The 23,730-nt window shown below is 45.0% G+C and carries 19 protein-coding genes; 12 read left to right on the top strand and 7 right to left on the bottom strand.

Translation table 11 applies throughout. The features are described 5' to 3' along the window. Positions 1-9: 9 nt before the first annotated feature. Together K1Y79_RS04735 and K1Y79_RS04730 are read right to left on the bottom strand one after the other, a co-directional pair. Positions 10-1,338, bottom strand: a complete 1,329-nt coding sequence (locus K1Y79_RS04735; protein WP_220248847.1) for a hypothetical protein — start codon at positions 1,336-1,338, stop codon at positions 10-12. 222 nt (positions 1,339-1,560) lie between these two features. Then, complete coding sequence (locus K1Y79_RS04730) at positions 1,561-2,157, bottom strand: hypothetical protein (RefSeq protein ID WP_220248846.1); 597 nt, start codon at positions 2,155-2,157, stop codon at positions 1,561-1,563. Positions 2,158-3,402: 1,245 nt separating this feature from the next. On the opposite strand from K1Y79_RS04730, the gene spt reads away from it, so the two are divergent. From spt to K1Y79_RS04680, 10 genes are read left to right on the top strand one after another with little or no spacing between them, the layout of a single operon-like run. Then, complete coding sequence (gene spt / locus K1Y79_RS04725; protein ID WP_220248845.1) at positions 3,403-4,608, top strand: serine palmitoyltransferase; 1,206 nt, start codon at positions 3,403-3,405, stop codon at positions 4,606-4,608. Continuing rightward, a complete protein-coding gene (locus tag K1Y79_RS04720; protein WP_220248844.1) occupies positions 4,609-5,787 on the top strand; it encodes a hypothetical protein in 1,179 nt (392 codons plus the stop codon). Continuing rightward, positions 5,784-6,767: an NAD-dependent epimerase/dehydratase family protein gene (locus K1Y79_RS04715; protein WP_220248843.1), complete on the top strand. Its 984-nt coding sequence runs from the start codon at positions 5,784-5,786 to the stop codon at positions 6,765-6,767. Before K1Y79_RS04720 ends, K1Y79_RS04715 begins: the two co-directional genes overlap by 4 nt. A 36-nt stretch (positions 6,768-6,803) precedes the next feature. Next, positions 6,804-8,129 carry an inositol-3-phosphate synthase gene (locus tag K1Y79_RS04710; protein ID WP_220248842.1) on the top strand — a complete coding sequence of 442 codons (1,326 nt, stop codon included), beginning with the start codon at positions 6,804-6,806 and terminating at the stop codon, positions 8,127-8,129. After that, on the top strand, positions 8,126-8,590 hold the full coding sequence (locus K1Y79_RS04705) for a phosphatidylglycerophosphatase A family protein (protein WP_220248841.1): 465 nt from the start codon (positions 8,126-8,128) through the stop codon (positions 8,588-8,590). The genes K1Y79_RS04710 and K1Y79_RS04705 overlap by 4 nt, the downstream gene beginning before the upstream one ends. Beyond that, positions 8,587-8,988 carry a GtrA family protein gene (locus K1Y79_RS04700; protein WP_220248840.1) on the top strand — a complete coding sequence of 134 codons (402 nt, stop codon included), beginning with the start codon at positions 8,587-8,589 and terminating at the stop codon, positions 8,986-8,988. Before K1Y79_RS04705 ends, K1Y79_RS04700 begins: the two co-directional genes overlap by 4 nt. Before the next feature lie 10 nt (positions 8,989-8,998). After that, positions 8,999-11,545, top strand: coding sequence for a DUF5686 and carboxypeptidase-like regulatory domain-containing protein (locus K1Y79_RS04695; protein WP_220248839.1), 2,547 nt, complete (start codon positions 8,999-9,001; stop codon positions 11,543-11,545). Positions 11,546-11,567: 22 nt separating this feature from the next. Then, on the top strand, positions 11,568-12,839 hold the full coding sequence (locus K1Y79_RS04690; RefSeq protein WP_220248838.1) for a DUF4833 domain-containing protein: 1,272 nt from the start codon (positions 11,568-11,570) through the stop codon (positions 12,837-12,839). Between the two features lie 25 nt (positions 12,840-12,864). After that, complete coding sequence (locus K1Y79_RS04685; protein ID WP_220248837.1) at positions 12,865-13,485, top strand: sterol desaturase family protein; 621 nt, start codon at positions 12,865-12,867, stop codon at positions 13,483-13,485. 6 nt (positions 13,486-13,491) lie between these two features. Further along, positions 13,492-14,442 carry a phosphatase PAP2 family protein gene (locus K1Y79_RS04680; protein WP_220248836.1) on the top strand — a complete coding sequence of 317 codons (951 nt, stop codon included), beginning with the start codon at positions 13,492-13,494 and terminating at the stop codon, positions 14,440-14,442. Here K1Y79_RS04680 and K1Y79_RS04675 read toward each other — a convergent pair. Further along, on the bottom strand, positions 14,432-15,646 hold the full coding sequence (locus K1Y79_RS04675) for a tetratricopeptide repeat protein (RefSeq protein ID WP_220248835.1): 1,215 nt from the start codon (positions 15,644-15,646) through the stop codon (positions 14,432-14,434). The two genes, K1Y79_RS04680 and K1Y79_RS04675, sit on opposite strands and share 11 nt — an antisense overlap. A 309-nt stretch (positions 15,647-15,955) precedes the next feature. Between K1Y79_RS04675 and K1Y79_RS04670 the strand changes: the two genes are divergently transcribed. Further along, positions 15,956-16,648: a sulfite oxidase-like oxidoreductase gene (locus tag K1Y79_RS04670; RefSeq protein WP_220248834.1), complete on the top strand. Its 693-nt coding sequence runs from the start codon at positions 15,956-15,958 to the stop codon at positions 16,646-16,648. Between the two features lie 266 nt (positions 16,649-16,914). Here K1Y79_RS04670 and K1Y79_RS04665 read toward each other — a convergent pair whose 3' ends face one another. From K1Y79_RS04665 to K1Y79_RS04655, 3 genes are all read right to left on the bottom strand, one after another. Next, on the bottom strand, positions 16,915-18,510 hold the full coding sequence (locus K1Y79_RS04665) for a hypothetical protein (RefSeq protein ID WP_220248833.1): 1,596 nt from the start codon (positions 18,508-18,510) through the stop codon (positions 16,915-16,917). Positions 18,511-18,561: 51 nt separating this feature from the next. Continuing rightward, positions 18,562-20,469: an AAA domain-containing protein gene (locus K1Y79_RS04660; protein ID WP_220248832.1), complete on the bottom strand. Its 1,908-nt coding sequence runs from the start codon at positions 20,467-20,469 to the stop codon at positions 18,562-18,564. Positions 20,470-20,625: 156 nt separating this feature from the next. Then, positions 20,626-21,615: an EndoS/ChiA family endoglycosidase gene (locus K1Y79_RS04655; protein ID WP_220248831.1), complete on the bottom strand. Its 990-nt coding sequence runs from the start codon at positions 21,613-21,615 to the stop codon at positions 20,626-20,628. Positions 21,616-22,087: 472 nt separating this feature from the next. Between K1Y79_RS04655 and K1Y79_RS04650 the strand changes: the two genes are divergently transcribed. Continuing rightward, entirely contained in the window at positions 22,088-22,882 is a 795-nt protein-coding gene (locus K1Y79_RS04650) for a phosphatase PAP2 family protein (protein WP_220248830.1), read from the top strand. 223 nt (positions 22,883-23,105) lie between these two features. Here K1Y79_RS04650 and K1Y79_RS04645 read toward each other — a convergent pair whose 3' ends face one another. Further along, on the bottom strand, positions 23,106-23,639 hold the full coding sequence (locus K1Y79_RS04645) for a hypothetical protein (protein ID WP_220248829.1): 534 nt from the start codon (positions 23,637-23,639) through the stop codon (positions 23,106-23,108). Positions 23,640-23,730: the final 91 nt, after the last annotated feature.

Genomic DNA, 23,730 nt, shown 5'->3' with positions numbered 1-23,730 from the left:
GGTAATGCATTACAGGCTTCTGGTCCTGCCTGCTCTTCCGCCACGCTGCTCAGTATTACTATTGCCACCGGTTCTTCCACCTGGTGCATTTTGCGGTACATTATTACCTCTGGAAGGCGTTAACGCACCATTGTTGTTTCTACCACCGCGGGGATAGTTTGTAACCGGGCCGCCGGAGTAGCTGCCATTTCCTCTGGAAGGCGCATATCCACCTCCGGAATATGGATCGCGGCTGCCAGGACGTGGTGCAGGGTTGTTTCTATTACCAGACCAGTTATTACGCGGTGAGTTATCCCGGTAATTGCCAGGGCGGTTATCGCCGGGACGGCCGTTATTATTCCGGAATCCATCGTTGTATCTGCCGCCATTATACCTGTTGTCACTGTATCTGCCGCCGTTGTATCTGCCACCATCGTACCTGCCGGGGAACTGGCCACGGTCAGCTCTTGAAGAACGATAGTCTGTAACAATTACGCGGTTGCGGTTATATACAAAACCTGAGTAAGTTCTTACCGGGTAGTACATATTACGTGCTGGCGGGATTCTGCGTACAGGCGCGTAGGCATAACCATATCTGTACTGATGACAAACGGGCCTGTAGGCATATACTGGCATCGGACGCCAAGGTCTCCACCAAACAGGAGGATTCACCCATGACCAGGGAGAGGTCCATATAACATAAGCGGGGGCATATACCCGGCGCACACAAGGCCAGAACCACACATTTACGATGACCCGTGACGGAGCCAGGACTGACGCATTCATATCGGCAGCGGGGCCGTGCATGCGGGATGAAGGTTCAGCAAAATAAGAGTTCCTTTCAGTATCGTCAGGATAGACATTTTCGGCCACTTCAACAGGTTCTGCCAGGGTGGTTTCTCCGTAGATATCTTCATCACCGGCAATCTGGATAACAGCGGTATTGTCGCCGGTCTTTTCCAGTTCAATGACAGCGATATCCTGGCTTTCCTGATTGGATATCAGCGCCTGTATGATAAATAGTTGTACCTGTTGCTGTTTTTTATTGATAACACGGAGGTAGTCGATGTTACCATCTCCATTAAGATCCAGGTTATTCACCTTATTGCTTTCGGTATTGAGCAGCCTTTCAAATTCTTCAGGAGAGCCAGCCTGTTTAAAAAGGGTCAATGCACCCTGCAGACTGAAATTGTCTCCGGGAAGTCCGGTAGAATCCTGATCAGGGGGAGTCCAGCGGGCTTCATCCCATTCGTCAGGTTGTTCCTGTAATTGTTGTGGTCTGAAGTAGTTATCCTGTGCACGGGCAGCAATTGCCGACAGGCATATAAGCAGTACAGGTAGGGAACGGCAGAGTTTCATGACAGTAATGTTGTTGGTATAGCTATCAGTTAGCTTAAATGAATATACAAATATTGTAATACAATATATATGCCGGAGACGTAGCCGCCGGAAAAAAGTGATGTAGGATACAGGTAAGTGGTTAGTAGTGAATGTGTAAGAATCGGGCAAAGATTTCAGTACCCTTATCAGAACGAACGCCTGATGCAGGATTCATATGCTGGAATTTTTCAAGTGTCAGGACTAATGTTCTTTCGTTTTCAGGGAGGGTATAATTACATATACCATTAGCCATACTATACCGGTCAGGAAGGCGAGTACGGCGAGGAAAGCATGCATGCGCCAGTCTAGTATGTAGGCGATGCCTGCGTGCAGCAATACAAACTGTACAAGAAAGCCGGTTATTTGTCTGGCTTTATCGGCTACTTCATCGAGACTATGGAGCAGCAGGAGGGGCAGGTATATATAGCCAATGAGTCCTGCGCCTGATAGAATAACTATCTTCCGGATAAGCAGGTGATCCATTTGCATGTAGATGCCGGCCAGTAAGATGGCAACTGCAAAAAGGAGGAATTTGTTCAGGAATGAAGCGGACATAAATGAAGGGTACGGGTATTGGCGCTCTTTTTTACGGTTGATAGTCAATGATTTCTGTTGTTCCCATTCATGGCATGCGTCGCGGAAGGCGGTGTCAAAATCAGCGCCTTTTTTGGTACGCAATTCTATTTCAATAGTCAGATTTTCAGCCATTTGCTGTAGTAATCCGGGGTTGGTAACTGCATTAGCTTTAAGAAAGTCTAAGATTTTGTTGAATTGTTGTTCAGTAATGCCTGGCGTCATGTGGTTTGACAGTTTAAAATATTAGATCTGGTTCAGTGATCGGAGAATTTGCTTACCTCCTGCATTTTTAGTGCCGGATTCTATTTATCAGGTAGTGAGATATAATAATATTTACGTTATTTTCTGCTGACAGGGACGATATTGGTTGTAAGTGTACGGTTACTGGCCGGCTAGCAGCGGGTGAAGAATGAGGCCTGGCCGGGCTGCGCCTGATTCATTCACTGGTATACTCCTACTTTATATTGCCTGGCCGTCGCTAGTTCGTCGCTTGGCCGTCGCCTGGTATAATCAAGTCCACGTCTTGGCCGTCGCTAGTTCGTCTCTTGGCCGTCGCTTGGTATAATCAAGTCCACGTCTTGGCCGTCGCTAGTTCGTCGCTTGGCCGTCGCCTGGTATAATCAAGTCCACGTCTTAGCCGTCGCTAGTTCGTCGCTTGGCCGTCGCCTGGTATAATCAAGTCCACGTGTTGGCCGTCGTTAGTTCGTCGCTTAGCCGTCGCCTGGTATAATCAAGTCCACGTCTTGGCCGTCGCTAGTTCGTCCTTTGTTCGAATCGGCTTCGTACTTAGGCTAAATCATGCCTGGCTATGGTAATAAGTGGTACCTATTATAACTAACGCTTTATCTGATCGCATATAATAGACAATAGGAGGCAGACAAAAGTTTAAACCTCCGAGCGGAAGCGGACAAAAGACCGACAAATTATTTTTTATGCAGAAGCAGGGAGCTTTGATTATTAATCAATTAGTTAAATAGATGAGCCGGTTATCTAAAAGATGTGGGAATTATCCATTTGTTGTATATATGTAATATTTTCGTGGTAGCACCCAGTATTTTTGGTGCTTATTTGAAAATTTTTCCTAATTTGGTGCCGTCATTCCGGTTTAACTTGTGTAAAATCGGCTTATGAATCTGCCTTAAACCACAACCAGATACGCTGTTAGACCACCACTATCACCTATTGTTTCGTTCGAACCCGTAGCTACAAAAGCTAATTAGTTTAAACCGCAACTTGCATACTGTTAGAAAGTTAGGAGACTTCCGTTGGGTAGTTTTCGTGCTTGATTGACATAATTATTAGACACTGCATGTTTGCGGGGGGATTATCAACTTACCGTCGTCAAATCACTGCAAATTTTTAGTGTTCAATATATAAATTTGAATCTGAAAACGTTTTCAGAACAATAATCTTATACTTTCGCGTAAAATAGTATAAGATTATACAACAGCTTAAGAGATATATCAGATGAGCAAATTGTTACGTGCAAAGGAAGCCTCCTTGGCCAGAGTTTACACCACCAGAGAAAAGGGCATTTACCCTTATTTTAGACCAATCTCTTCTTCTCAGGATACTGAGGTGGATATTGAGGGTAAGAAGGTGTTGATGTTCGGATCTAATTCCTATCTGGGATTAACCAATCATCCGAAGGTGAAAGAGGCGGCTAAGAGCGCCATAGATAAGTATGGTACCGGATGTGCCGGGTCCAGATTCCTGAATGGTACGCTTGATCTCCATATAGAGTTAGAACGTCGCCTGGCGGAGTATGTAGGTAAAGAAGCCGCCTTGGTATTCAGCACCGGATTTCTGGCAAACCAGGGAGCATTATCAAGCCTTACCGGCCGTAATGATTACATTCTGCTTGATGAACTGGACCATGCTTCTATTATTGATGGAAGCCGCTTGTCCTTTTCAAAGGTGATTAAGTACCGCCATAATAATATGGAGGACCTGGAAGCCAAGTTGTCTTCACTGCCACAGTCGTCAGTACGCCTGATTGTTGTGGATGGTGTATTCAGTATGGAAGGCGACATTGCCAAGTTGCCTGAGATCGTAGCCTTGGCAGATACGTATGGTGCTAACATCATGGTAGATGATGCACATGGACTGGGTGTAGTAGGTCTGAATGGCGCTGGTACAGCTGCTCATTTCAATCTGACTGACAAGGTAGATGTGATCATGGGTACTTTCAGTAAATCATTTGCTTCCCTGGGTGGATTCATTGCTGGTGATGGCGAAGTGATTGAATATCTGAAGCATGCAGCCCGCTCGCTGATCTTCAGTGCAAGTATGACGCCGGCAGCAGCTGCGAGCGTGCTGGCCACTCTGGATATTATTCAGTCAGAGCCTGAGCACATTCAGCGTCTGTGGGATAACACCAACTATGCACGCAACTTACTGAAAGAAGCCGGGTTTGATACTGGCCACGTTTCAGAAACACCAGTTATTCCGATCTATATCAGAAACGAAGAGCAGGTATTCCGTATTACGCGTATGCTGCAGGATCAGGGTGTGTTTGTGAACCCTGTAGTTCCACCGGCAGTACAACCAGATGCAACTTTGATCCGTTTCTCCCTGATGTCAACACATACGTTTGCACAGATTGAAACTGCTATCGATAAATTAACGGATGTATTTACAACTGCGGGTATACCGTTAAAGCAAAAAATTTAAATGGAAACTTTGCAAACCTCTCAGCAGACGGTACATGCTTCGGTGTCTGGCGGCGCGGCGGTAACAGTAATACCGGTTACTACCAAAAAGCAGCTGGCACAGTTTATTGATTTTCCACATGATCTTTATAAGCACGATAAGAATTATGTGCCGGAGCTGTTCATCGCTCAGCGCGATCTGCTTAGTCCGGGGAAGCATCCCTTTCATGAACATTCTCAGTTACAGGCATTTCTTGCCTTGAGGGGGAATAAGATTGTAGGGAGGATTGCAGCCATAGATAATAAGAATCACAATACTTTCAATAAAAAGAACGACGGCTTTTTCGGATTCTTTGAGACAATCAATGATGAGAAAGTAAGTCAGGCTTTGTTCCAGACGGCTACACAATGGCTGAAAGAGCGTAAGCTGAGCACCATGATAGGCCCTGTTAACTTTTCTACCAACGAGACCTGCGGTCTGCTGATAGAAGGATTTGATGGTCCGCCGGTAATCATGATGCCCTATAATCCTCCATACTATGGTAAATTAATTGAGCAGGCAGGGTTGCAGGAACATGTGTCCCTGCTTGCTTATAAAATCATTCCCAAGTACATGAACGATCGTCCGTTCAAAATAATGAATGTACTAAAGGAAAGATTGTCCAGACGTAACATTACTATTCGTAAGGTGAATGTGAAGAACTTTAACGAAGAAGTAAAAAAGATTCAATTTATCTATAACAGTGCGTGGGATAAAAACCTTGGTTTTGTACCGATGACGGATAAGGAATTTGAATATCTGGCAAAAGATCTTAAGCTCATTCTGGATCCTGATTTCTGTTTTCTGGCAGAAGAGGAAGGCAGACCGGTAGGTTTTGCACTTGCCTTGCCTGATATTAATCAGATCCTGATCAAGATAAAAAGAGGCCGGTTATTGCCTACGGGAATCTTTAAACTGTTATTAGGGAAGAAGAAGATCAATGGTGTAAGGGTACTTACTTTGGGCGTACTGGAGGAATACCGCAAACTTGGTATAGATGCCTGTCTGTATGGCGAATTAATGAAGACAGGCAGAGAGAAAGGAATTGAGTATGGTGAAGGCTCGTGGATACTTGAAAATAATGAGTTGATGAATGCGGCGATGAAAGGTATTGATGCGGAGCCTTACCGGAGATACAGGATTTACGAAAAAGATATATGACACCTCGCGTACTGATAACTGGCGCCAGCGGTTTTGTGGGATATCATCTGGTTGAGGCGGCGCTGCAGGCAGGAATGGAGGTTTACGCTGCTGTTCGTGCATCCAGCAATGTTGCTCATCTGTCTGACTTACAGGTGAATTATGTATATCCCGATTTCAGCAGCAAAGAAGCGCTGATAGCAATGATGAAAGAATACCGGTTTGATTATATCATTCACGGTGCAGGAATAACAAAAGCAAGGTCTTTAGACGAATATAATAAGGTTAATGCAGGGTATACCCAAAACCTGGCGATGGCAGTCAGTGAATCAGGCATACCTCTTAAGAAGTTTTTATTTATCAGCAGTCTGGCGGCTGTTGGCCCCATCGCATATGACGCCAACTGGCCATTGCCCGATGTGGTAACCCCCCGACCAGTTACCAATTATGGAAGAAGCAAACTGCTGGCGGAACAATTCCTGGGTGCTGTTTCAAGCGTACCCTGGGTAATATTAAGGCCCACTGCAGTATATGGGCCAAGAGAGAGAGACCTTTTCGTATTGTTCAAAACATTCAGGCGGGGTTTGGAACCTTATATGGGCAGAGGCGCCCAGTGGCTGAGTTTTGTGTATGTGAAAGATCTCGCGACGGCTGCTATACTGGCCCTGGAATCTCAGGTGTCAGGAGTAGCATACAATATCTCTGACGGAAACGCTTATGATCGTTATGCCCTTGCGGCAATCATCAAAAGCCATCTGAAGCTGCGCACAATTCGTATCCATCTGCCTTTACCTGTCATAAAACTCGTTGCCGTTATATCGGAAAAGGTGAGTCGTGGCGCTCCCTTACTGAATAAGGATAAACTCAACGAACTGACAGCGGCTAACTGGAATTGCAATATAGAAAGACTCAAAAATGATCTGGGCTATCGTCCCCGTTATAACCTTGAAAAAGGTATGCAGGAAACGTTGGACTGGTATGCGGCGAACAAATGGTTGTAGAAGATTAACACAGAAACATAAAGTCTAACAATTGTTATGAAACAACAAATTAAAGAAGCAAAAGGGAAACTGGGTGTTTTAATGCCTGGCCTTGGCGCGGTGGCCACAACATTCATCGCCGGGGTTGAGTCTATTAAGAAAGGGCTTTCAAAGCCTATTGGTTCGGTAGCTCAGATGGGACATATCCGTCTGGGTAAAAGAACTGAAAACAGAAATCCACTCATAAAAGAATTTGTTCCGTTAGCAAATCTGGATGATCTGGTATTCGGTGGTTGGGATGTGTACGAAGATAACGTATACACCGCAGCTGTTAAAGCAGAAGTACTGGATAAATTTCAGCTGGAAGCCATCAGACCAGCACTGGAATCTATTATTCCAATGAAGGCGGCTTTCGATAAAAACTTTGTTAAAAACCTTGACGGTACACACGTTAAGGATTATAAGACCCGTTATGACCTCGCACAGGCCGTAATAGATGATATAAAGAATTTCCAGCAGGAGAAAGGATGTGACCGCGTAGTAATGGTATGGTGCGGTTCTACCGAGATCTATCATGAAGCAGCAGATGTGCATATGTCCCTCGCTGCTTTTGAGCAAGGGCTGAAAGATAACGATCCTCGTATTGCGCCAAGTATGATCTATGCTTATGCGGCGCTTACTTTGGGTGTGCCTTTCGCAAACGGCGCTCCAAACCTGACCTGTGACATTCCGGCACTGGTGGAACTGTCCAAAAAGACAAAAACACCGATTGCAGGTAAAGACTTTAAAACAGGACAGACGCTGATGAAGACAATTCTGGCTCCTGGTCTTTCTGCCCGCGCACTGGGCATGGAAGGCTGGTTCTCTACCAACATCCTGGGTAACCGTGATGGATGGGTACTGGACGATCCGGATAACTTCAAAACTAAAGAAGTTTCTAAACTGGGCGTACTGGAAGATATTCTGTTGCCGGATGAAAATCCTGAGCTGTATGGTGATATGTACCATAAGATCAGGATCAATTATTATCCGCCGCGCAAGGATAACAAGGAAAGCTGGGATAACATTGATATCGTAGGCTGGATGGGTTATAAGATGCAGATCAAGATCAACTTCCTGTGCCGTGACTCCATATTGGCAGCACCGATAGTACTGGATCTGGCATTGTTTATTGACTTTGCTAAGCGTGCGGGTATGAGCGGCATCCAGGAGTGGCTGTCTTTTTACCTGAAGTCTCCGCAGACGGCTCCGGGACTGCGTCCAGAGCATGATATCTTCAAACAGCTGATTAAACTGCAGAATACACTGCGTTACCTGATGGGAGAAGATCTGATCACACACCTGGGTCTGGATTATTATGATGGAATTTTAAACGAAGGATGATCCGGATTCATAAATTAATGGCTACCAGCCTGGGTATAGGTTACATTGGTAAAGGCGGGGGAACAGTCGCAGCGGCTGTCACCGCAGTTTGCTGGTATCTTGCACTGGCTGGTAGTGCAATATCTGATATTTGGCCGCTGGTGTTTACAATCGCAGTAACCCTGCTTGGCGTATGGTCTGGTACAGCGGTAGAACCTTACTGGGGCAAGGATGACAAGAAGGTGGTGATAGACGAAGTGGCTGGTATGTGTTTCAGCTTGCTGTTCATACCTGTTACATATGGTTATATACTGGCCGGACTGGTATTATTCAGGTTCTTTGATATCCGTAAGCCATTATTAATACGCCGCACCGAGCAACTGCCAGGTGGCTGGGGGGTAATGATGGATGATGTGATAGCGGGACTTTATACAAACTTGTTACTGCAGATTGCGTATCACAGTAACTTATTTGGAGGATGATAAAATTTTTAAAGGCTCAGGCCTCGTCATTGATAGCAACGGGCGTGGATTATACAGTAGTAATCCTGCTTTCAGCACTGGCTCATTCATGGTCAGCCGATGTAAATGTCGTCGGCGCCCTGGCTGGAGGTATTGCTAATTTTATGATTAACAGGCAATGGGTTTTTAACCGGGAAAAAGGAGCAATAGGAGGGCAGGCATTGCGCTATGGTATCACCTGGGTGGGAAATATGCTGTTAAATACAGCAGGAGTGTGGCTGATACTGCATTTTACAGGATGGCACAGCATTTCCAGTAAGGAAGATCTGTTCAGACTGTCCGCCGTTAAAATGTCAGTTTCGCTGCTGGTTGGTTTTACTTACAGTTATATAATGCAGAAGCGATTCGTTTTTAAATGATGTTAGTTAGATGAATGGTAGTAAAAATATCGGTTTAGGTCTTTTGTTATTGCTTACGCTTGGCTTTAGTTCAGTATTTGCACAAACAACGAGAGTAAAGGGGCTTGTTACGGATAAGTCAGGTGCCCCGTTACCATTTGTAAGCGTGTTTGTGCCGGGAACAGCGTTCGGTATGGTCACAGATGCTGCAGGAAGATACGAATTACAGTTTGACAGCCCAAAAGATAGTTTACGCTTTTCCCTCATGGGATATAAAGCAGTTACCATACGTATCAAACCCGGCCAGGAGCAGGTTAGGAACGCTGTACTAGAGAGCAGCGCAAAAACTTTGAGCGAGTTTGTCGTAAAGCGTAAGAAAGAACGGTACCGTAATAAAGACAATCCGGCTGTAGAGCTGATCCGACTGGTTATTGACAATAAGTCAAAGAACAGGATGGAACATTACGACTATGCCAACTATAACCAGTACGAGAAACTGGAGTTTGCATTGAGTAACCTCTCTGATAAGATCCGTAACAGCCGTTTTACCCGCAAATATCAGTTCGTTTTTGAGAACCAGGATACAACCAAACTGGAAGGACGTTCGCTCCTGCCTATGTACCTGGAAGAGAAACTGGCAGATGTATACTTCCGCCGGGATCCTGAAAAGAAGAAAACAATCATCAAAGCAGATAAGAAAGTCAGCTTTGAAAACTATATCGACAACCGTGGCCTGAGCGCCTATCTGAACCATATCTACCAGAGTGTGGATATCTATGACAACAACATGATGTTGTTTACTAATCAGTTCCTCAGTCCGATTGCCAACGCAGGTCCGACCTTCTACAGGTACTACATAGCAGATACCATCACTACGGCCGACAGTTCAAAGCTGATAGTGCTGGAGTTCTATCCGCGTAACAAGATGGACCGCCTCCTGGAAGGTAAACTGTACATTACGCTGGACGGTAATTATGCCATTCAGAAAGCAGATATGACTGCCAATAAGGAGATCAACCTGAACTTTATCCGTGATTTTCATCTGTATATGGATTTTGAAAAGACTCCTGACGGGCGGTATTTCATGAATAAGAATACACTGATGGCCGATTTCGGCCTGTTTAAGGGTAGCAGTGGTTTATACGGTGAACGTACTGTATCTATCAAGGACATGGTTATTAATAAACCTATGCCGGAAGCCTTTTACGCAGGCAGCCCAGTAGTGGAAAATGAGAATGAGACGGCCAAGCCGGACAGCTTCTGGATGGCCCACAGGCATGATACCCTTACAACGGCAGAAACCAAGGTGTACCAGAATATTGACAGCCTGCAGAATATGAAGTCCTTCAAGCGTACGATGGATATAATCACTTTCCTGCTGGCAGGATGGAAGAGTGTAGGGACAAAATTTGAGGTAGGACCGGTAAATACCTTCTATAATTTCAACCCGGTAGAAGGCTTCCGTCTGAGACTGGGGGGCAGAACCACGCCAAAATTCAGTAAGAGCATCTATCTGGAAGGTTATACCGCTTACGGTTTCAAAGACCAGCGGTGGAAGTATTACTTCGGCGGTTCTTATGCCTTCAACCACAAGTCGGTATACCAGTGGCCGGTACGCGCTATTAAAGCCAGCTATCAGCACGATACCAAGATTCCGGGTCAGGAACTGCAGTTTGTACAGGAAGATAACTTCCTGCTGTCATTTAAGCGTGGTAACAACGACAAGTGGCTCTATAATGACATCTTTAGACTGAACTATCTCCATGAGTTTGATAATCATTCGGCATTCCAGCTGGGTTTCAAACATTGGAGGCAGTCTCCGGCGGGCACGCTGTCGTATTATAAAGGGACTGGTATGGCAGATAGCGTAAAGCGGATTGCTACGGCAGAACTGTCACTGGAAGTAAGATGGGCACCGCATGAAGAGTTCTATCAGGGTAAGAACTTCAGAATACCCATCCCCAACAAATATCCTATTTTTACATTCAGAGCAATTGCGGGGGTAAAAGGATTGTTCAACAGCGGATACAACTATCAGAACATCTCCCTGAATATCTATAAAATGGTGTATATGTCGCAGCTGGGCTACAGTGAAGTGGTAGTGGAGGGCGGTTACATCTTCGGCAAAGTGCCATATCCATTGCTGACTATCCACAGAGCGAACCAGACATATGCTTACCAGTTGCAGTCATATAACCTGATGAACTTCCTGGAATTTGTAAGTGACCGTTATGCAGGCATAAATATTGACCATAACTTCAACGGTTTTATCTTCAATAAAATACCTTTGCTGAGAAAATTGAAATTACGTGAGGTCGCTGCGGTGAAGGTGTTATACGGTGGATTAAGCAGAGACAATGATCCGAGACTGGATCCTTCTATGATACAGTTCTCGAAGTATACAGATGGCACACCAATTACCTATACATTAGGCAAACAGCCATATATTGAAGGTAGCGTAGGTATTGCCAACATATTCAAATTACTCAGGCTTGACCTGGTAAAGAGGTTTACTTATCTGGACAACCCTCTCATTTCCAATTGGGGTATCAGGGGACGTGTCAGATTTGATTTTTAACAGATGTTTTTAATCGTAAGACATGAAAAAACGATTCAGAGATAAGCTACAGCAGGCAATTTACGTGGTAATCAATCCTTTCGTGAAAGGGCTGATCAAACTCGGGCTGACACCTAATGCTGTCACACTCATAGGTTTCCTGCTGAATATAGGTGTTGTAGTGATCTTCGTAACAGGTGTAGAGGAAGGTAACAGAGGAGACCTGTCTTATGTTGGATGGGCCGGCGGTTTGATCCTGTTTGCAGGGTTATTTGATATGCTGGATGGCCAGGTAGCGCGTCTGGGAAACATGGGTTCGCGCTTCGGAGCCTTATTTGATTCAGTATTAGACCGTTATAGTGAGATGGTACTCTTTCTGGGTATCTGTTATTACCTGATCGGGCATCATTACTTTCTAAGTTCGATATTTGCCTTTATTGCCCTGATCGGATCGATGATGGTAAGTTATACCAGGGCGCGTGCAGAAGGGCTGGGTATTGAGTGTAAAGGTGGTTTAATGCAACGGCCGGAGCGTATTGTCATTATTTCATTGTCAGCTATTGCATGCGGGGTTACTTCGCATTTCATCGGCGGTGATTATAAGCTATATATACCAGGTATTCCTTTCCAGGTATTTGAGACTATTTCGATCTTTACCTTCCCGCTGTTCATCATGGCGATTATGACTAATATTACAGCTGTAGGCCGTATCCTGGATGCGAAGAAAGCGATTGATAAGCAGGACCAGGTTACCCGTGTAATCAGAAGTGCAACGACTACACCTGTGATTGCTATACTGCTGATGGTAATGCCGGCCATGGCAATGGCAGCGCCTCAGGGTGGCAAAGAGCCGGTATTTCCGACGCCAAGTGGTATACCAACCATGCTGTTCTATATGCAGCGTACACCCAATGCAAATACGGTTATATATGATCTGAATCTGCAAAAGGATGGTACATTGAATGAATCTGAGCCGGTAAATATTTATTGGATCAGGTATACCGAGAATAACGAAAAGAAGGGATTAAGCTATATACAACGTAAATTTGCATATGGTCTCAAGGTAAAACAAGTTGCCAAAGACAAATATGAATTGCGTTCTGTAGCCTATGATAAGAAGAAATTATACCTGATGAAGTCAGCTGAAGGGCAGTACCACATCTATACGCAGATTGGAACCGTAATGGCCCAGCTGAACAGAATATATCTTCAGATAGAAGGAGGTACCTTCTGGTTTCCGAATGTTGTTTACATCGAAATGAAGGGAATAGATCCTACTACAGGCAAAGAGATTAAGGAGCAGTTCAAGCCCTGATAGTTGATTGTTAAATTCACAACGAATGAGTAATAAAAATTACATTTCCAACTCCCACGAGTCCATTCCTATGTTCCGGAATGGATTACTGGAAAAATTGTCCAAAGTTCACTTCAGCATTCCGCTGTTTTTATACATTCCTGTTATAGCCTGGTGTTGCTGGATGGCATTATTCCAGGTACAATCTGGTATAATTACCTGGGCATTGACGGTATTGGCCGGTATATTTGTCTGGTCATTTGTTGAGTATGTGATGCACCGTTTTGTATTTCACTTCGAGCCATCTTCCAAGTGGGGTAGAAGGCTGCATTTTATCTTCCATGGAGTGCATCATGATTATCCTAATGATGCGATGCGCCTGGTATTACCTCCTTCGGTGAGCATTCCGTTGGCAACAGGTTTTTATTTGCTGTATAAGAGTTTTATACCTGATCTATATTTCTATGGTTTTTTCGCAGGCTTTATAGGCGGATATCTTTTCTATGATATCTCTCACTATGCACTGCACCATTTCAATTTTAAAGGCCGGTTCTGGAAGAAATTGAAGAAACACCACATGATGCATCACTATGCCGATGCAACCAGGGGATATGGCGTAAGCTCATCCTTCTGGGATAAGATCTTCAGGTCAGATTTTCAAAAGTGAGATAAGATGGATGCACCTGTTCCTGCCGGATCAGCAACTACACTTTTTGATAAGCGCCACCTGCTGATTACTAGCTGTATCAGCATTGCTTATTTGTTGTTGTCCGCTTGGCTGGTTGGCTTTAAGACTGATCAGCTTTGGCTGATGGCTATTTTCAACGGCTGTTATTATGCTTCACGGCCCACCCGCCGGTTTATTTTAGGGTTCTCGATCTTTATATTTTACTGGATCGTGTTTGATTATATGAAAGCGTTCCCGAACTATCTGACGGGGCCTGTTCATATACAGGATATTTATGAGACAGAAAAGGCCTGGTTTGGGGTTATGCTGGACGGGGTCAGGGTCACTCCCAACGAATACTGGTTACACAATACCCGCGTATGGATAGATGTGATGACCGGTGCTTTTTATCTCTGCTGGGTACCTGTACCATTGGCATTCGCTGCTTACCTCTTTTATAAAGACAGGCTGCAGTTTATTCATTTTGCACTCACATTCATCCTGGTAAACTGGGTAGGGTATATTGTCTATTATACTTATCCCGCTGCACCACCCTGGTATGTGCAGGTACATGGCTTTGATTTTATTGCCAATACGGCGAGTAATGCGGCCGGATTGCTCAGATTTGATGAGGCGCTGCACGTGAACATCTTTGGTTCATTATATGCGAAGGGATCCAATGTATTTGCCGCAATGCCGTCTTTGCATTCTGCATACCCTTTGATCGTATTCTACTATGCCAGAAAGACGACCAACCTGTTCTTCACATCCGTATTCGGTATTATAGCCTTGGGTATCTGGTTTGCAGCAGTTTACACCAGTCACCACTATGTGCTGGATGTAGTAGCCGGTATTACCTGCGCGGCAGTAGGCATTGCATTATACAGGCTGGTGCTGATGAGAAGTGTAGCTTATAATGAAAGAATCAGCAGATTCCATACCGTTATTATGAAGTAGCTTTCTGATTATCCAGACGGCGTAATAAGTCGTCCACTTCATTCCCATAGTTACGTTTGAAGTGAAAGCGTTGCGCCTTCTGGAGCATCTCCCTGGCTGTTTCTTCGTCCTGTTCCTTTAAGGCTAATAAAGCCAGGTTACGGTAAGCATAGGCATTGCCCTTATTAAATTGTAATGATTTAAGTATCAGTTCTTTTGCTGCCGCTGGAAATCCGAGGTGCATCAGTACATATCCTTTGTTGTTATAGGCATAGGCGCATGTTTCATCATAAGCTATGGCCTGGTCGAAATACGAGATCGCTTCTATATACAATTCCAGCTTTATACATTCAAATCCGAGGCTGTTTAATAACTCAGAGGAACCAGGGTTCAGTGACAGGGCGTGGTCGTATAACTTATGCGCCCATTCATGATTACCCATCTCGCTATAACAGTGCGCCAGTTCCGCCAGTACACCCGTATGGTGCGGATGTTTCTTGTGTACCTTTTCATAAAAAGGCAAGGCTTTCTGGAAGTTTCGTTCTACTCTCCAAGTTACACCTGAAAGCCACAGGGCATTCACGTGGTCAGGCTGCATCTGTAATACCAGCTGACAAAGCAGGCGGCATTTGTGAATATCATTATACTGGAGTAATGCCTGGGCCTCGCGGAAGTATCTTTCTACCGCGACCTTTTTCTGCCGTTGACTATAAAACAGTTGTATGAGCGGATGAAAGAAACTGATATAGGAAGTCTTGATCCTCGGGCTGCGGAGGGGAACATCTATCTGTCGTTTTCTCAGTTCGAGAATTTGTTCCAGATAGGTGTCGAAGATGATACCAAGGGATTGGAATTTGTACTGACAGCGGTTTTCAATACTAAGTAGCGACAGAATGATGTGTTGGGGGTGGAGCTGTTCATCGCCTAGTTTTTTCTGGTAGTACGTAGCGTTTTCCAGCATTCTTTCTGCCTCTGTCATGATTGGTACTTTGGGTTTACTGCCTGTTGGAATAGGAGCGCCGGGACGCTTTTCCCAGTCAAGCGCATGTAACCACTGGACCATCTTATCTCTGTCGCCGGCTTCAATCGCTATATCATTAGCGTATGAATCCAGGATACCCAGTAATATCATCTGGCTATCTATGTAATAAAGCTTCCTGTCCAGGCTAAAACTCCTGGCATAGGCAAATGCTGTCTTTAGTTCATAGGAGGACGTTAATAGCATCAGCAATTGTTGAGTACAGTATCAAATTTATGTTATTTATGGGTATATACCAGCTGCGGAACTCCCGTAATTCAATGCACTGGCTGGGACAGCCCATGGGTTTACCGGTTTGGATATCACAAAAACTGCTCCACCGTCAGACAAGTTTACCTGTTTTCACTGCAATTGAATTGTAACTGAAAGGGTTATCTGACAGGGTATATTTGCAGCTACTGGTCGTGCCGGAAAGGGAGGTATCAACGACGGGGATTTTTTCCTCATTTTTCAACGGGAAATTCATATCAATCATAGAATAACTACCTTCATCATATGGAAGAATCAGAAAAACTCAGAAGGGTGGTGGAAGCCCGCATGAAACTTAAAGCCCGCTTTGAGGACAAGATGCGCCAGACGCCGTCTATGTCTGATGATAAACCTATGGGCAGCGGCCGTCCTAATCGTCATGGCATGCCGGTAGTACCGGTAGGGCAGGTGCTTACGCGGAAATGGCCTGTGCTGGATCTGGGTATAGAACCAGACATCCCGCTGGATGAATGGCGACTTAAGATAGACGGGGCGGTGGAGCATCCGGTGGAACTGACCTGGGATGCATTTATGGCACTTCCGCAAACAGAAGATACCTCTGATTTTCATTGCGTTACTACCTGGTCCCGGCTTGATATGGCCTGGAAGGGTGTGCGACTGCTGGATCTGGCTGCCCTGGTACAGCCCCTGGATACTGCCACACATATTCTCTGCTACGGATATGATGATTATACTACCAATGTATCGCTGGAAGAGGCGCTTAAACCGGATGTACTGCTGGCACATACCGTAGATGGCGGTCCGCTGCCGATAGAACATGGTGGTCCTGTCAGGATGATCACTCCTCAGTTATATGCGTGGAAAGGGGCAAAATGGATCAGCAGGATAGAGTTTCTGACGGAGAACAAGCCTGGTTTCTGGGAAGAGCGGGGGTATTCAGATACTGCTTATCCCTGGAGAAATGATCGTTACAGCTGATATGCGTATAAAATACTTAAAAGGCTCACCCTTCTGCCGGGTGAGCCTTTTTTATGCCTCAGCGGGAGGCAAATTGTTTGAATTTTATCATTAATACTTTGTTATGTACAATTTCAGGCAGCTAACACTGTGTAGCTTTGTGTCACTGAAAAAACATACTCACGATATTCATAGTCCTGGAAACAGCGATAGTAAACATATGTTACATGAACAGTGTAAACAGTTGTAGGTTTAGGTATAGCTGAAGTATTCCTGCTTCAGCTTTTTTATTTTTCAGGCGTTAGCCAGACAATCCTGGTATTCCGGCTCTTACCGTTGATTTCCAGTTTTAATGTAACGAAGATGTTTTGTTCGCTGTTATAATCTGCTATATTGAAGACGGACAGGGTATTGGTCTCATTCTTTTTCAGCGGACCAAAGAACTGTTTCCGTGCCGGCAGCGGAGTTCCTGTTTCCAGTGCATATGCTTGTCCGCTGTTGAGTGTACGCATTTGTGCAATCGTATTATTCTTTGGCGCTTCATTCTGCATTGCGTCATTCAGGAAGATGAAAGTCTTGTTATTGGTATGCAGGTAGGAGAATGAGCGGTATTGTTCACCCAGGATCAGCTGCTGTGCAGACAGGCGGCGATGTGCCGTATAAAATGGCGTGTAGGAAGTGTTTTTCAGCAATTGCTTTTTGGGAATGAAGCTGGTATACAGCAGTTTAGCGCTTGCATCGTAAGAGCTGACAGCCAGATTTTCCAGCAAATAGTCGGTATATGCCTGTGCATTTAGCGGAACGTGTTTATCGGTAATCAGTTCCTCGTAAATAATGGTAAATCCACCATCTTTCTGTACAATCAGATCCTGGGGAATGCCTGTATAGCCGTTTTTGTCTCCATATAGCTTCTTTTTCTGCACATCGGCTTCGGTTGGATAGATATCAAGGAATTGTTCAGTCTGGGCTTTTAAGGGGTCTATAATAGCCAGAAAACCACCATATGGCTGAGGGTCAACATCTTCGATGTGAGTAGTACCTAGCAGCAGCAGTTTTTTTGTCACCGGGTTATACCTTACAACGCCGCTATCCGCGATACGGTTATCAGGGAGCTCCAGCAGGTCGGCTTTTAACTTTCTGGCCCCGTTTGCCAGAGTAAGCAGTACCAGTTGCCCTTCACGGTCACTGGCAGCGATCTGGTTATAAGCAAAGCCCAGGATGTATACATTTGCTTCACCAACTACTGCCATATCCAGGTAGTTCAGAGAGGCATATTTAAAAGGCGGTTGATAGAATGCCCTGCCAGTTTCCTGGTGGCGGCCGTTATATACAATCACTTCCATCTGGTTCTTATCGGCGTATTCATTTTTGTCGCGGCGAACGAATACTGCATAGTTATCACCGGAGGGGTCTTTACTCACAGCAAAAGAGTTCACCGGGTCAAACTCAGGTATCCAGCGTACATCCATGAAATGGAATTTATCTGCTTCTGCAATTTTCTCTTCACGTTCAAGATTGCCGGTAGTGCCGTCAAATACAAGCCTATATAATATCGGAGTTCTTTCTTCTATTTCACTGACCATCACAACTATAGTACCTTCCGTTTCAAAGATGGCGTTGACGCGTGCGCCTTTCAGCTTCTCATATTTGGGACTATGATGCTTATTGGCTGCCAGTTTATGCTGCGGATCATAGAATGTCAGGTTGATACCGTTCCTGTTAGTAAGATGAACAACGACAGTATTACCGTTCTTCAGCTGGAGGAGTTTGGCAAAGCCGGATTCAGGCTCCTTAAATAAGGGCGTTTCCGCAACAGTTTTAAACTGCGCGAAGGCAATTGCCTGAAATAGTGTAAACAGGCAGAACAGGGCGGTTCTTTTCATAGGTTTTCAGTTGTTAGGATATTGTTACTCTAAGGTATTAAATATGATTGTTTAATTATCTATAAATTCCCAGGCGCTCTGGTAGGCGTTTTGCTGTTCTGCATAGGTTATAAAGCCGGCGTAGAAGGGCAGTTGGGATAATGTAGCACTGTCTCCTATGATTACCAGCTTTTTGCGCGCTCTGGTCATGGCCACGTTCATGCGGCGCACGTCAGACAGGAAGCCGATTTTATTTTCATTATTACTTCTTGTCATGCTGATATATACAATGTCTCTTTCCTGCCCCTGGAAGCTGTCAATTGTATTTACCGCAATTTTATCTCCATATGGCTGCAGTTCAGGTACGGAAAGCAACTGTTCCTTCAGGATATGGATCTGTTGTTTATAAGGGGAAATGATAGCAATACTAGGAAACTGTTGTGGCGTATAATGCGTGTGTAGTCCGGAGACCAACTGCCGGAGGTGTTTAAACAGAAAGGTCGCTTCTTCCGGATTCGTAGTGCTGGTACCTTCTGTTTGTTCGTCAAAGCCGCAGCCTGCAGTATCTACAAAAGACAAAGGCATGTCGTCAGGGAACAGGGTATGTGCCGCAACAGAAGCATGCGCTTTCAGTCTGTCTGCATAAAACACTGCAGATGAGTACCCCATAATCATCTCGTGCATACGGTACTGCTCTTCCAATAGTACAACAGCCTGGGGATGATGTGCGATGCATTTTTCCAGGAGGGTAGTACTTAACCCTTTTCTGGCTGCTTCTTCAGATTTAACAGTAGGGGATAGCTGGCAATGGTCGCCTGCCAGGACGACTTTTTGGGCTTTCAGTATAGGAATCCAGCAGGCTGGTTCCAGTGCCTGGCCAGCTTCGTCTATTACGATGGTATGGTATTTCAGCTGACGTACGGTATAATGGTTAGCGCCCACCAGTGTGGCTGTAATTACCTGTGCTTTTGACAGCAGGTCGTCCATGATATACTGTTCTGTATTTTCGACAGCTTTCATAATATTGCGGGCTTCGTCGAAGAGGGCTTTACGTTGTTCACGTTCAGCTTTGCCAAAGTTCCGCTTGTATTTGTGGGCCATATCCCTGAACTCATTCGCCTGTTTTTTCAGGCGTTTGATATCTTTCATGCTGTTATGTTCAGCCATCCGGCTGTCCAGTGTCAGGGAGGATAGTCTTTCAGAGACACGGGCAGGGTTGCCGACTCTGAGTACATTCAGCCCTTCTTCTGACAGCTTTTCACTGAGCAGGTCCACGGCAGTATTACTGGGTGCTACAACCAGTATCTGTTTGTTGTCCTGTTTAATCAATGCCTTAATAGCCTGCACCAGGGTAGTGGTTTTACCTGTACCCGGAGGGCCATGTACAATGGCAAGATCATTGGCTGCGAGGATGCGGTTTACCGCAGCCTGTTGGGAGTCATTTAATCGGGGAACAGTAATAGGGGGAAGGTTGTCCTGAAAAGTAGGCGCTTTTTCTCCTGTCAGTATTCTAATAAGATGGTCATTTTCTCCTTTGCTGACGATGGCATCTGCCTGTTTCACAGCATTCTGCATCTCGTCATAGCTGTTGTCATCGAACAGCAGGTCAATACCTAGTTTACCGTTATTAGCCCATTCCGGTAGTTCATCGGTGCGTAAGGTTATTTTTAACCGGTTACCTCCCTGGTAAGAGATGGTGCCTTCTATGCGGTCGGTTTTAGGATCATGATTGGAGAAAAGTACTGCTGAGACGCCAAAACGTAACTGGTGCACAATATCCTGGTGGGTGGTACGCTCTACTTCTACTGTGAGATAGTCTCCCCGGCTCATTTCGGACCCTCTGATGGCAATTGGGTACCAGCTGAGTCCATTGGCCCTCCGCTCGGCCACTGAAGTAGATGCTGTCATTTCCTGGTATGCCTTTCTATCGTCTTCCCGCTCTGTTTTCAGTAGCTCAAGCAGCTTTTTGAAATAATCCATGCCGCAAAGGTAAGGCAATAATCGGGTCGGGGGGCATGAAGCCTGAAAGGCGATATGTATTATGTCGCGCTGCGCAGCTATTGTTCGATGCGACTCTATACTGTTATTTAACTTTTAACGAAGCCGGATAATAGTTATCCGGCTTCGCGTATTGTACTATTGTTTTAGTCTCCCAATGATATTCCTGGTATAACTTACATCTTTCGTAATATTTCCGTTCTGATCTTTGTTATTGTAGCTACAGCCAAAGACAAATTCCATCATACCACCGCCTAAGCCAGTGGAACGTATAGTATCTGCTATCTTTAGTTCTTCGCCAGCAGGTGTTTGTTGTCCGGCATAAATTGCGCAACCTGCCCCAACGCCAATCAGTACATTTTGCGTACTGCCAATAGCGTCTGCATATGACCTGATGATATTTCTGATCTGGGTAGCCTTGTTCCAGTAAGACATGGTTTGTACGTAGTCAGTGTATTGCCTGGTGCGCCGGATCTGTGCTGCATTATGGTTATTGTAATCTACCACAGATAATATTCTGCCGGTGCCGGAGGCTGGTCCTATGTACTTTCCAAGCGCGATGACGCCACTATCAATATTGGCTGTCCTGCCGGAACTATATTCCAGGTCGAGGTCCACCCCATCAAACTGCCATTTGTCAAGAGAATCTCTGACTACTTTAGCCATGGAATCTGCTGCCGCTGCTGATAGCTTTATCAGCGAGCCGGCAAAGGAAGTGGCCACTATCCGGATACCACGTTGCTGTAAAGCATGCGCTTTGGTCAATACGTCATTCCAGTTGTTTTGTCCGGATACGCCCCTGTGTTCAAATTCCCATCCGCCTTCCGGCGTACGGCCTATGCCCAGGGTAAAGATATTTACCACGTCTACACCTTCGGGTATGGCATCCAGGGGGCCGACGGTGGAGCGGTCATAACAGCATCCTCCCCAGTAAGTTACCATTACCGGGCGTTTAGTTAGCGGAATGCCATAAAAAGGAGAAGTATGTTCCTGTTGAGTGGTATCAGGACCAGGCACTGACGGTGTATGTCCATTATCTTTTTTACAGGAATCAGCCAGTATCAGCAGTGAGCTGGTACAGGCCATCAGGAGGAGATACCTGCATACCAGGTGAAATGTGGGTTTCATACGTGTAACTAGTTCATTTAAAAGGTGATAGATAATAAATAAGGGTCAGTAATAGATACATAGCAGGGCATACCGGATTACCAGTAAGTATTGGGTCTATCAGAAGTAATAATCGGGAATATGTTATGAAGCAGTTGCTGACAGCAATAATAAACGCACAATGCCTAACAATCGTATAAAGGCAGTCCTTTTCATCCCTTTTTCTGATACTGCGATTTGGGTAAGGGTGCCTGGGTATTACAAAATTTAAGAAGCCGGGGTAATGAAAAAAATAGGATATACGGAATATAATAAATTTATATATATTGGTAGGGAATTGGGACAATAATCTGCCAGAAGATGCTTTCTTTTGAATCTCTTCAGATTTGCCTGATAAATTTACCTATGACTAACCGGATTGTTATGAGAATGTCCTATACCAGCTGATAACACCGACAACATTATTTATTACGCACCTACAACTGTTAAGATTATGCTTAAAAAAGTGTACTGCTTTTTGCTGCCCGCTATTGTACTATACGCGCAGTTTTCTACCGCACAAGATCGGACTGTTTCCACACTAGCACCAGCATCAGATTCCATCTATGGCTACGTCCAGCCTCCTTCTAAACACCTGGATGGCCGGTTACTGGCAATACCGGTTACCTTTATCGCTTATGGTGCTGCTTCTCTTAAACTGGGCGACCTCAAAAAGGTAAACACACACATGAATAGGGAGCTGTTCCTGGAAGGACGTCATAAGCCACTTCACTTTGATAACTACCTGCAGTATGCACCTGCTGCGATGGTATACGGCCTGAACCTCGTAGGGGTAAAGGGTAAGAATAATTTCATTGACCGTACAATGATCTATGGTATATCTAATGCGATACTTGGTGCTACTGTCATGACCACCAAAAAGCTGACCCGGGAATGGAGACCCGATGGCTCCAATCAGATGTCTTTTCCCTCGGGCCATACTGCTACAGCTTTCGCCGCGGCCGAGTTCCTGAGAAGAGAATACCAGGATGTATCTGTATGGTATGGTATTGCAGGTTACGCTATGGCTGCAACGACTGGGTATATGCGTATGTATAATAACAGGCACTGGTTTGGGGATGTGGTAGCAGGCGCAGGGGTGGGTATACTATCTACGGACCTTGCTTATTTTCTCTATCCTAAAGTGAAAAAGATATTTACCGGTAAGAAGGATAATGGGGAGACGCTTGTAACGCCCGTATATCAGAATGGCGCGGTGGGTTTTGCCCTGGTACATAATTTCAGATAAGTCTACACTTAATAAAGCAACAGGCAGCAGTTATCACATTCAGGTGATAACTGCCGCCTGTATATTATATAAAGCTGTCAGTTCGCCAACTTATCCCCGATTTTGGGGATAGGAGCGCAGGTTCTTTCTGCGGATATTTGCGCCCCGTAAATACGTACAGTATCTAAATCTAAATCGAACTTAACAGACATAAGCGCTTTATGCCTGAAGGCTGTAAATATGCTTATTCGGTTACTTCAGGCATCTGCCCTTTGTAATTACCTTGAATGACCGCATCAGTATAATCCAGTATATAGCTGATACGGAATACCTGGTCAGATTCTTTCTCAATACGTACGCTACCGGAACGTAACTCAGTAAGTGAAGTACCTGTACCATTCACAATAGCGCCGTTCTGGAAATCAACATCCAGACCTGTTGTAGCAATGCCAAAGTTCTTTTTCTTATCGAAAGGAAGTGAGTCAGCGGGCATAAACATATAGGTCTGTCCTTCTATAAGTGTATCAATTGTTATCTCTATACCTGTGATCTTTCCGGCAAAAGAAGGGTCATTCACATTTACATTTGATATCAGCAGTCTGCCTCCACCTGTTGCGCTCCATTGTGCCCTGAAACCAAACGGGGTTTCTACAGGATTTCCGCTGTTAAGACTAAAGGTATTTTCAGGAGCTACATCGCTCACTCCATTTTTCTCGTTTTTACTACAGGCGGAAAATAATCCAATAGCGATAGCTGCACCGAAGAGAACTTTTTTCATGGTCTTGTCTTGTTGTTTAAGTAAGTTTCAGGTTTATTATATGGTCACAATTTAGAATCTGGAACGGGGGTTAAATGAATGACAATTGGGC

It is taken from the genome of Chitinophaga rhizophila, from assembly GCF_019492185.1.
GTDB classification, from domain to species: domain Bacteria; phylum Bacteroidota; class Bacteroidia; order Chitinophagales; family Chitinophagaceae; genus Chitinophaga; species Chitinophaga rhizophila.
The sequence above is the reverse complement of the archived record's forward strand: the minus strand, read 5'-3'. Positions and strand labels throughout refer to the sequence as shown.

Coding starts and splice junctions, on each gene's coding strand:
- K1Y79_RS04735 (WP_220248847.1), bottom strand. CDS start 1,338: ATGAAACTCTGCCGTTCCCTACCTGTACTGCTTATATGCCTGTCGGCA.
- K1Y79_RS04730 (WP_220248846.1), bottom strand. CDS start 2,157: ATGACGCCAGGCATTACTGAACAACAATTCAACAAAATCTTAGACTTT.
- spt (WP_220248845.1), top strand. CDS start 3,403: ATGAGCAAATTGTTACGTGCAAAGGAAGCCTCCTTGGCCAGAGTTTAC.
- K1Y79_RS04720 (WP_220248844.1), top strand. CDS start 4,609: ATGGAAACTTTGCAAACCTCTCAGCAGACGGTACATGCTTCGGTGTCT.
- K1Y79_RS04715 (WP_220248843.1), top strand. CDS start 5,784: ATGACACCTCGCGTACTGATAACTGGCGCCAGCGGTTTTGTGGGATAT.
- K1Y79_RS04710 (WP_220248842.1), top strand. CDS start 6,804: ATGAAACAACAAATTAAAGAAGCAAAAGGGAAACTGGGTGTTTTAATG.
- K1Y79_RS04705 (WP_220248841.1), top strand. CDS start 8,126: ATGATCCGGATTCATAAATTAATGGCTACCAGCCTGGGTATAGGTTAC.
- K1Y79_RS04700 (WP_220248840.1), top strand. CDS start 8,587: ATGATAAAATTTTTAAAGGCTCAGGCCTCGTCATTGATAGCAACGGGC.
- K1Y79_RS04695 (WP_220248839.1), top strand. CDS start 8,999: ATGAATGGTAGTAAAAATATCGGTTTAGGTCTTTTGTTATTGCTTACG.
- K1Y79_RS04690 (WP_220248838.1), top strand. CDS start 11,568: ATGAAAAAACGATTCAGAGATAAGCTACAGCAGGCAATTTACGTGGTA.
- K1Y79_RS04685 (WP_220248837.1), top strand. CDS start 12,865: ATGAGTAATAAAAATTACATTTCCAACTCCCACGAGTCCATTCCTATG.
- K1Y79_RS04680 (WP_220248836.1), top strand. CDS start 13,492: ATGGATGCACCTGTTCCTGCCGGATCAGCAACTACACTTTTTGATAAG.
- K1Y79_RS04675 (WP_220248835.1), bottom strand. CDS start 15,646: ATGCTATTAACGTCCTCCTATGAACTAAAGACAGCATTTGCCTATGCC.
- K1Y79_RS04670 (WP_220248834.1), top strand. CDS start 15,956: ATGGAAGAATCAGAAAAACTCAGAAGGGTGGTGGAAGCCCGCATGAAA.
- K1Y79_RS04665 (WP_220248833.1), bottom strand. CDS start 18,510: ATGAAAAGAACCGCCCTGTTCTGCCTGTTTACACTATTTCAGGCAATT.
- K1Y79_RS04660 (WP_220248832.1), bottom strand. CDS start 20,469: ATGGATTATTTCAAAAAGCTGCTTGAGCTACTGAAAACAGAGCGGGAA.
- K1Y79_RS04655 (WP_220248831.1), bottom strand. CDS start 21,615: ATGAAACCCACATTTCACCTGGTATGCAGGTATCTCCTCCTGATGGCC.
- K1Y79_RS04650 (WP_220248830.1), top strand. CDS start 22,088: ATGCTTAAAAAAGTGTACTGCTTTTTGCTGCCCGCTATTGTACTATAC.
- K1Y79_RS04645 (WP_220248829.1), bottom strand. CDS start 23,639: ATGAAAAAAGTTCTCTTCGGTGCAGCTATCGCTATTGGATTATTTTCC.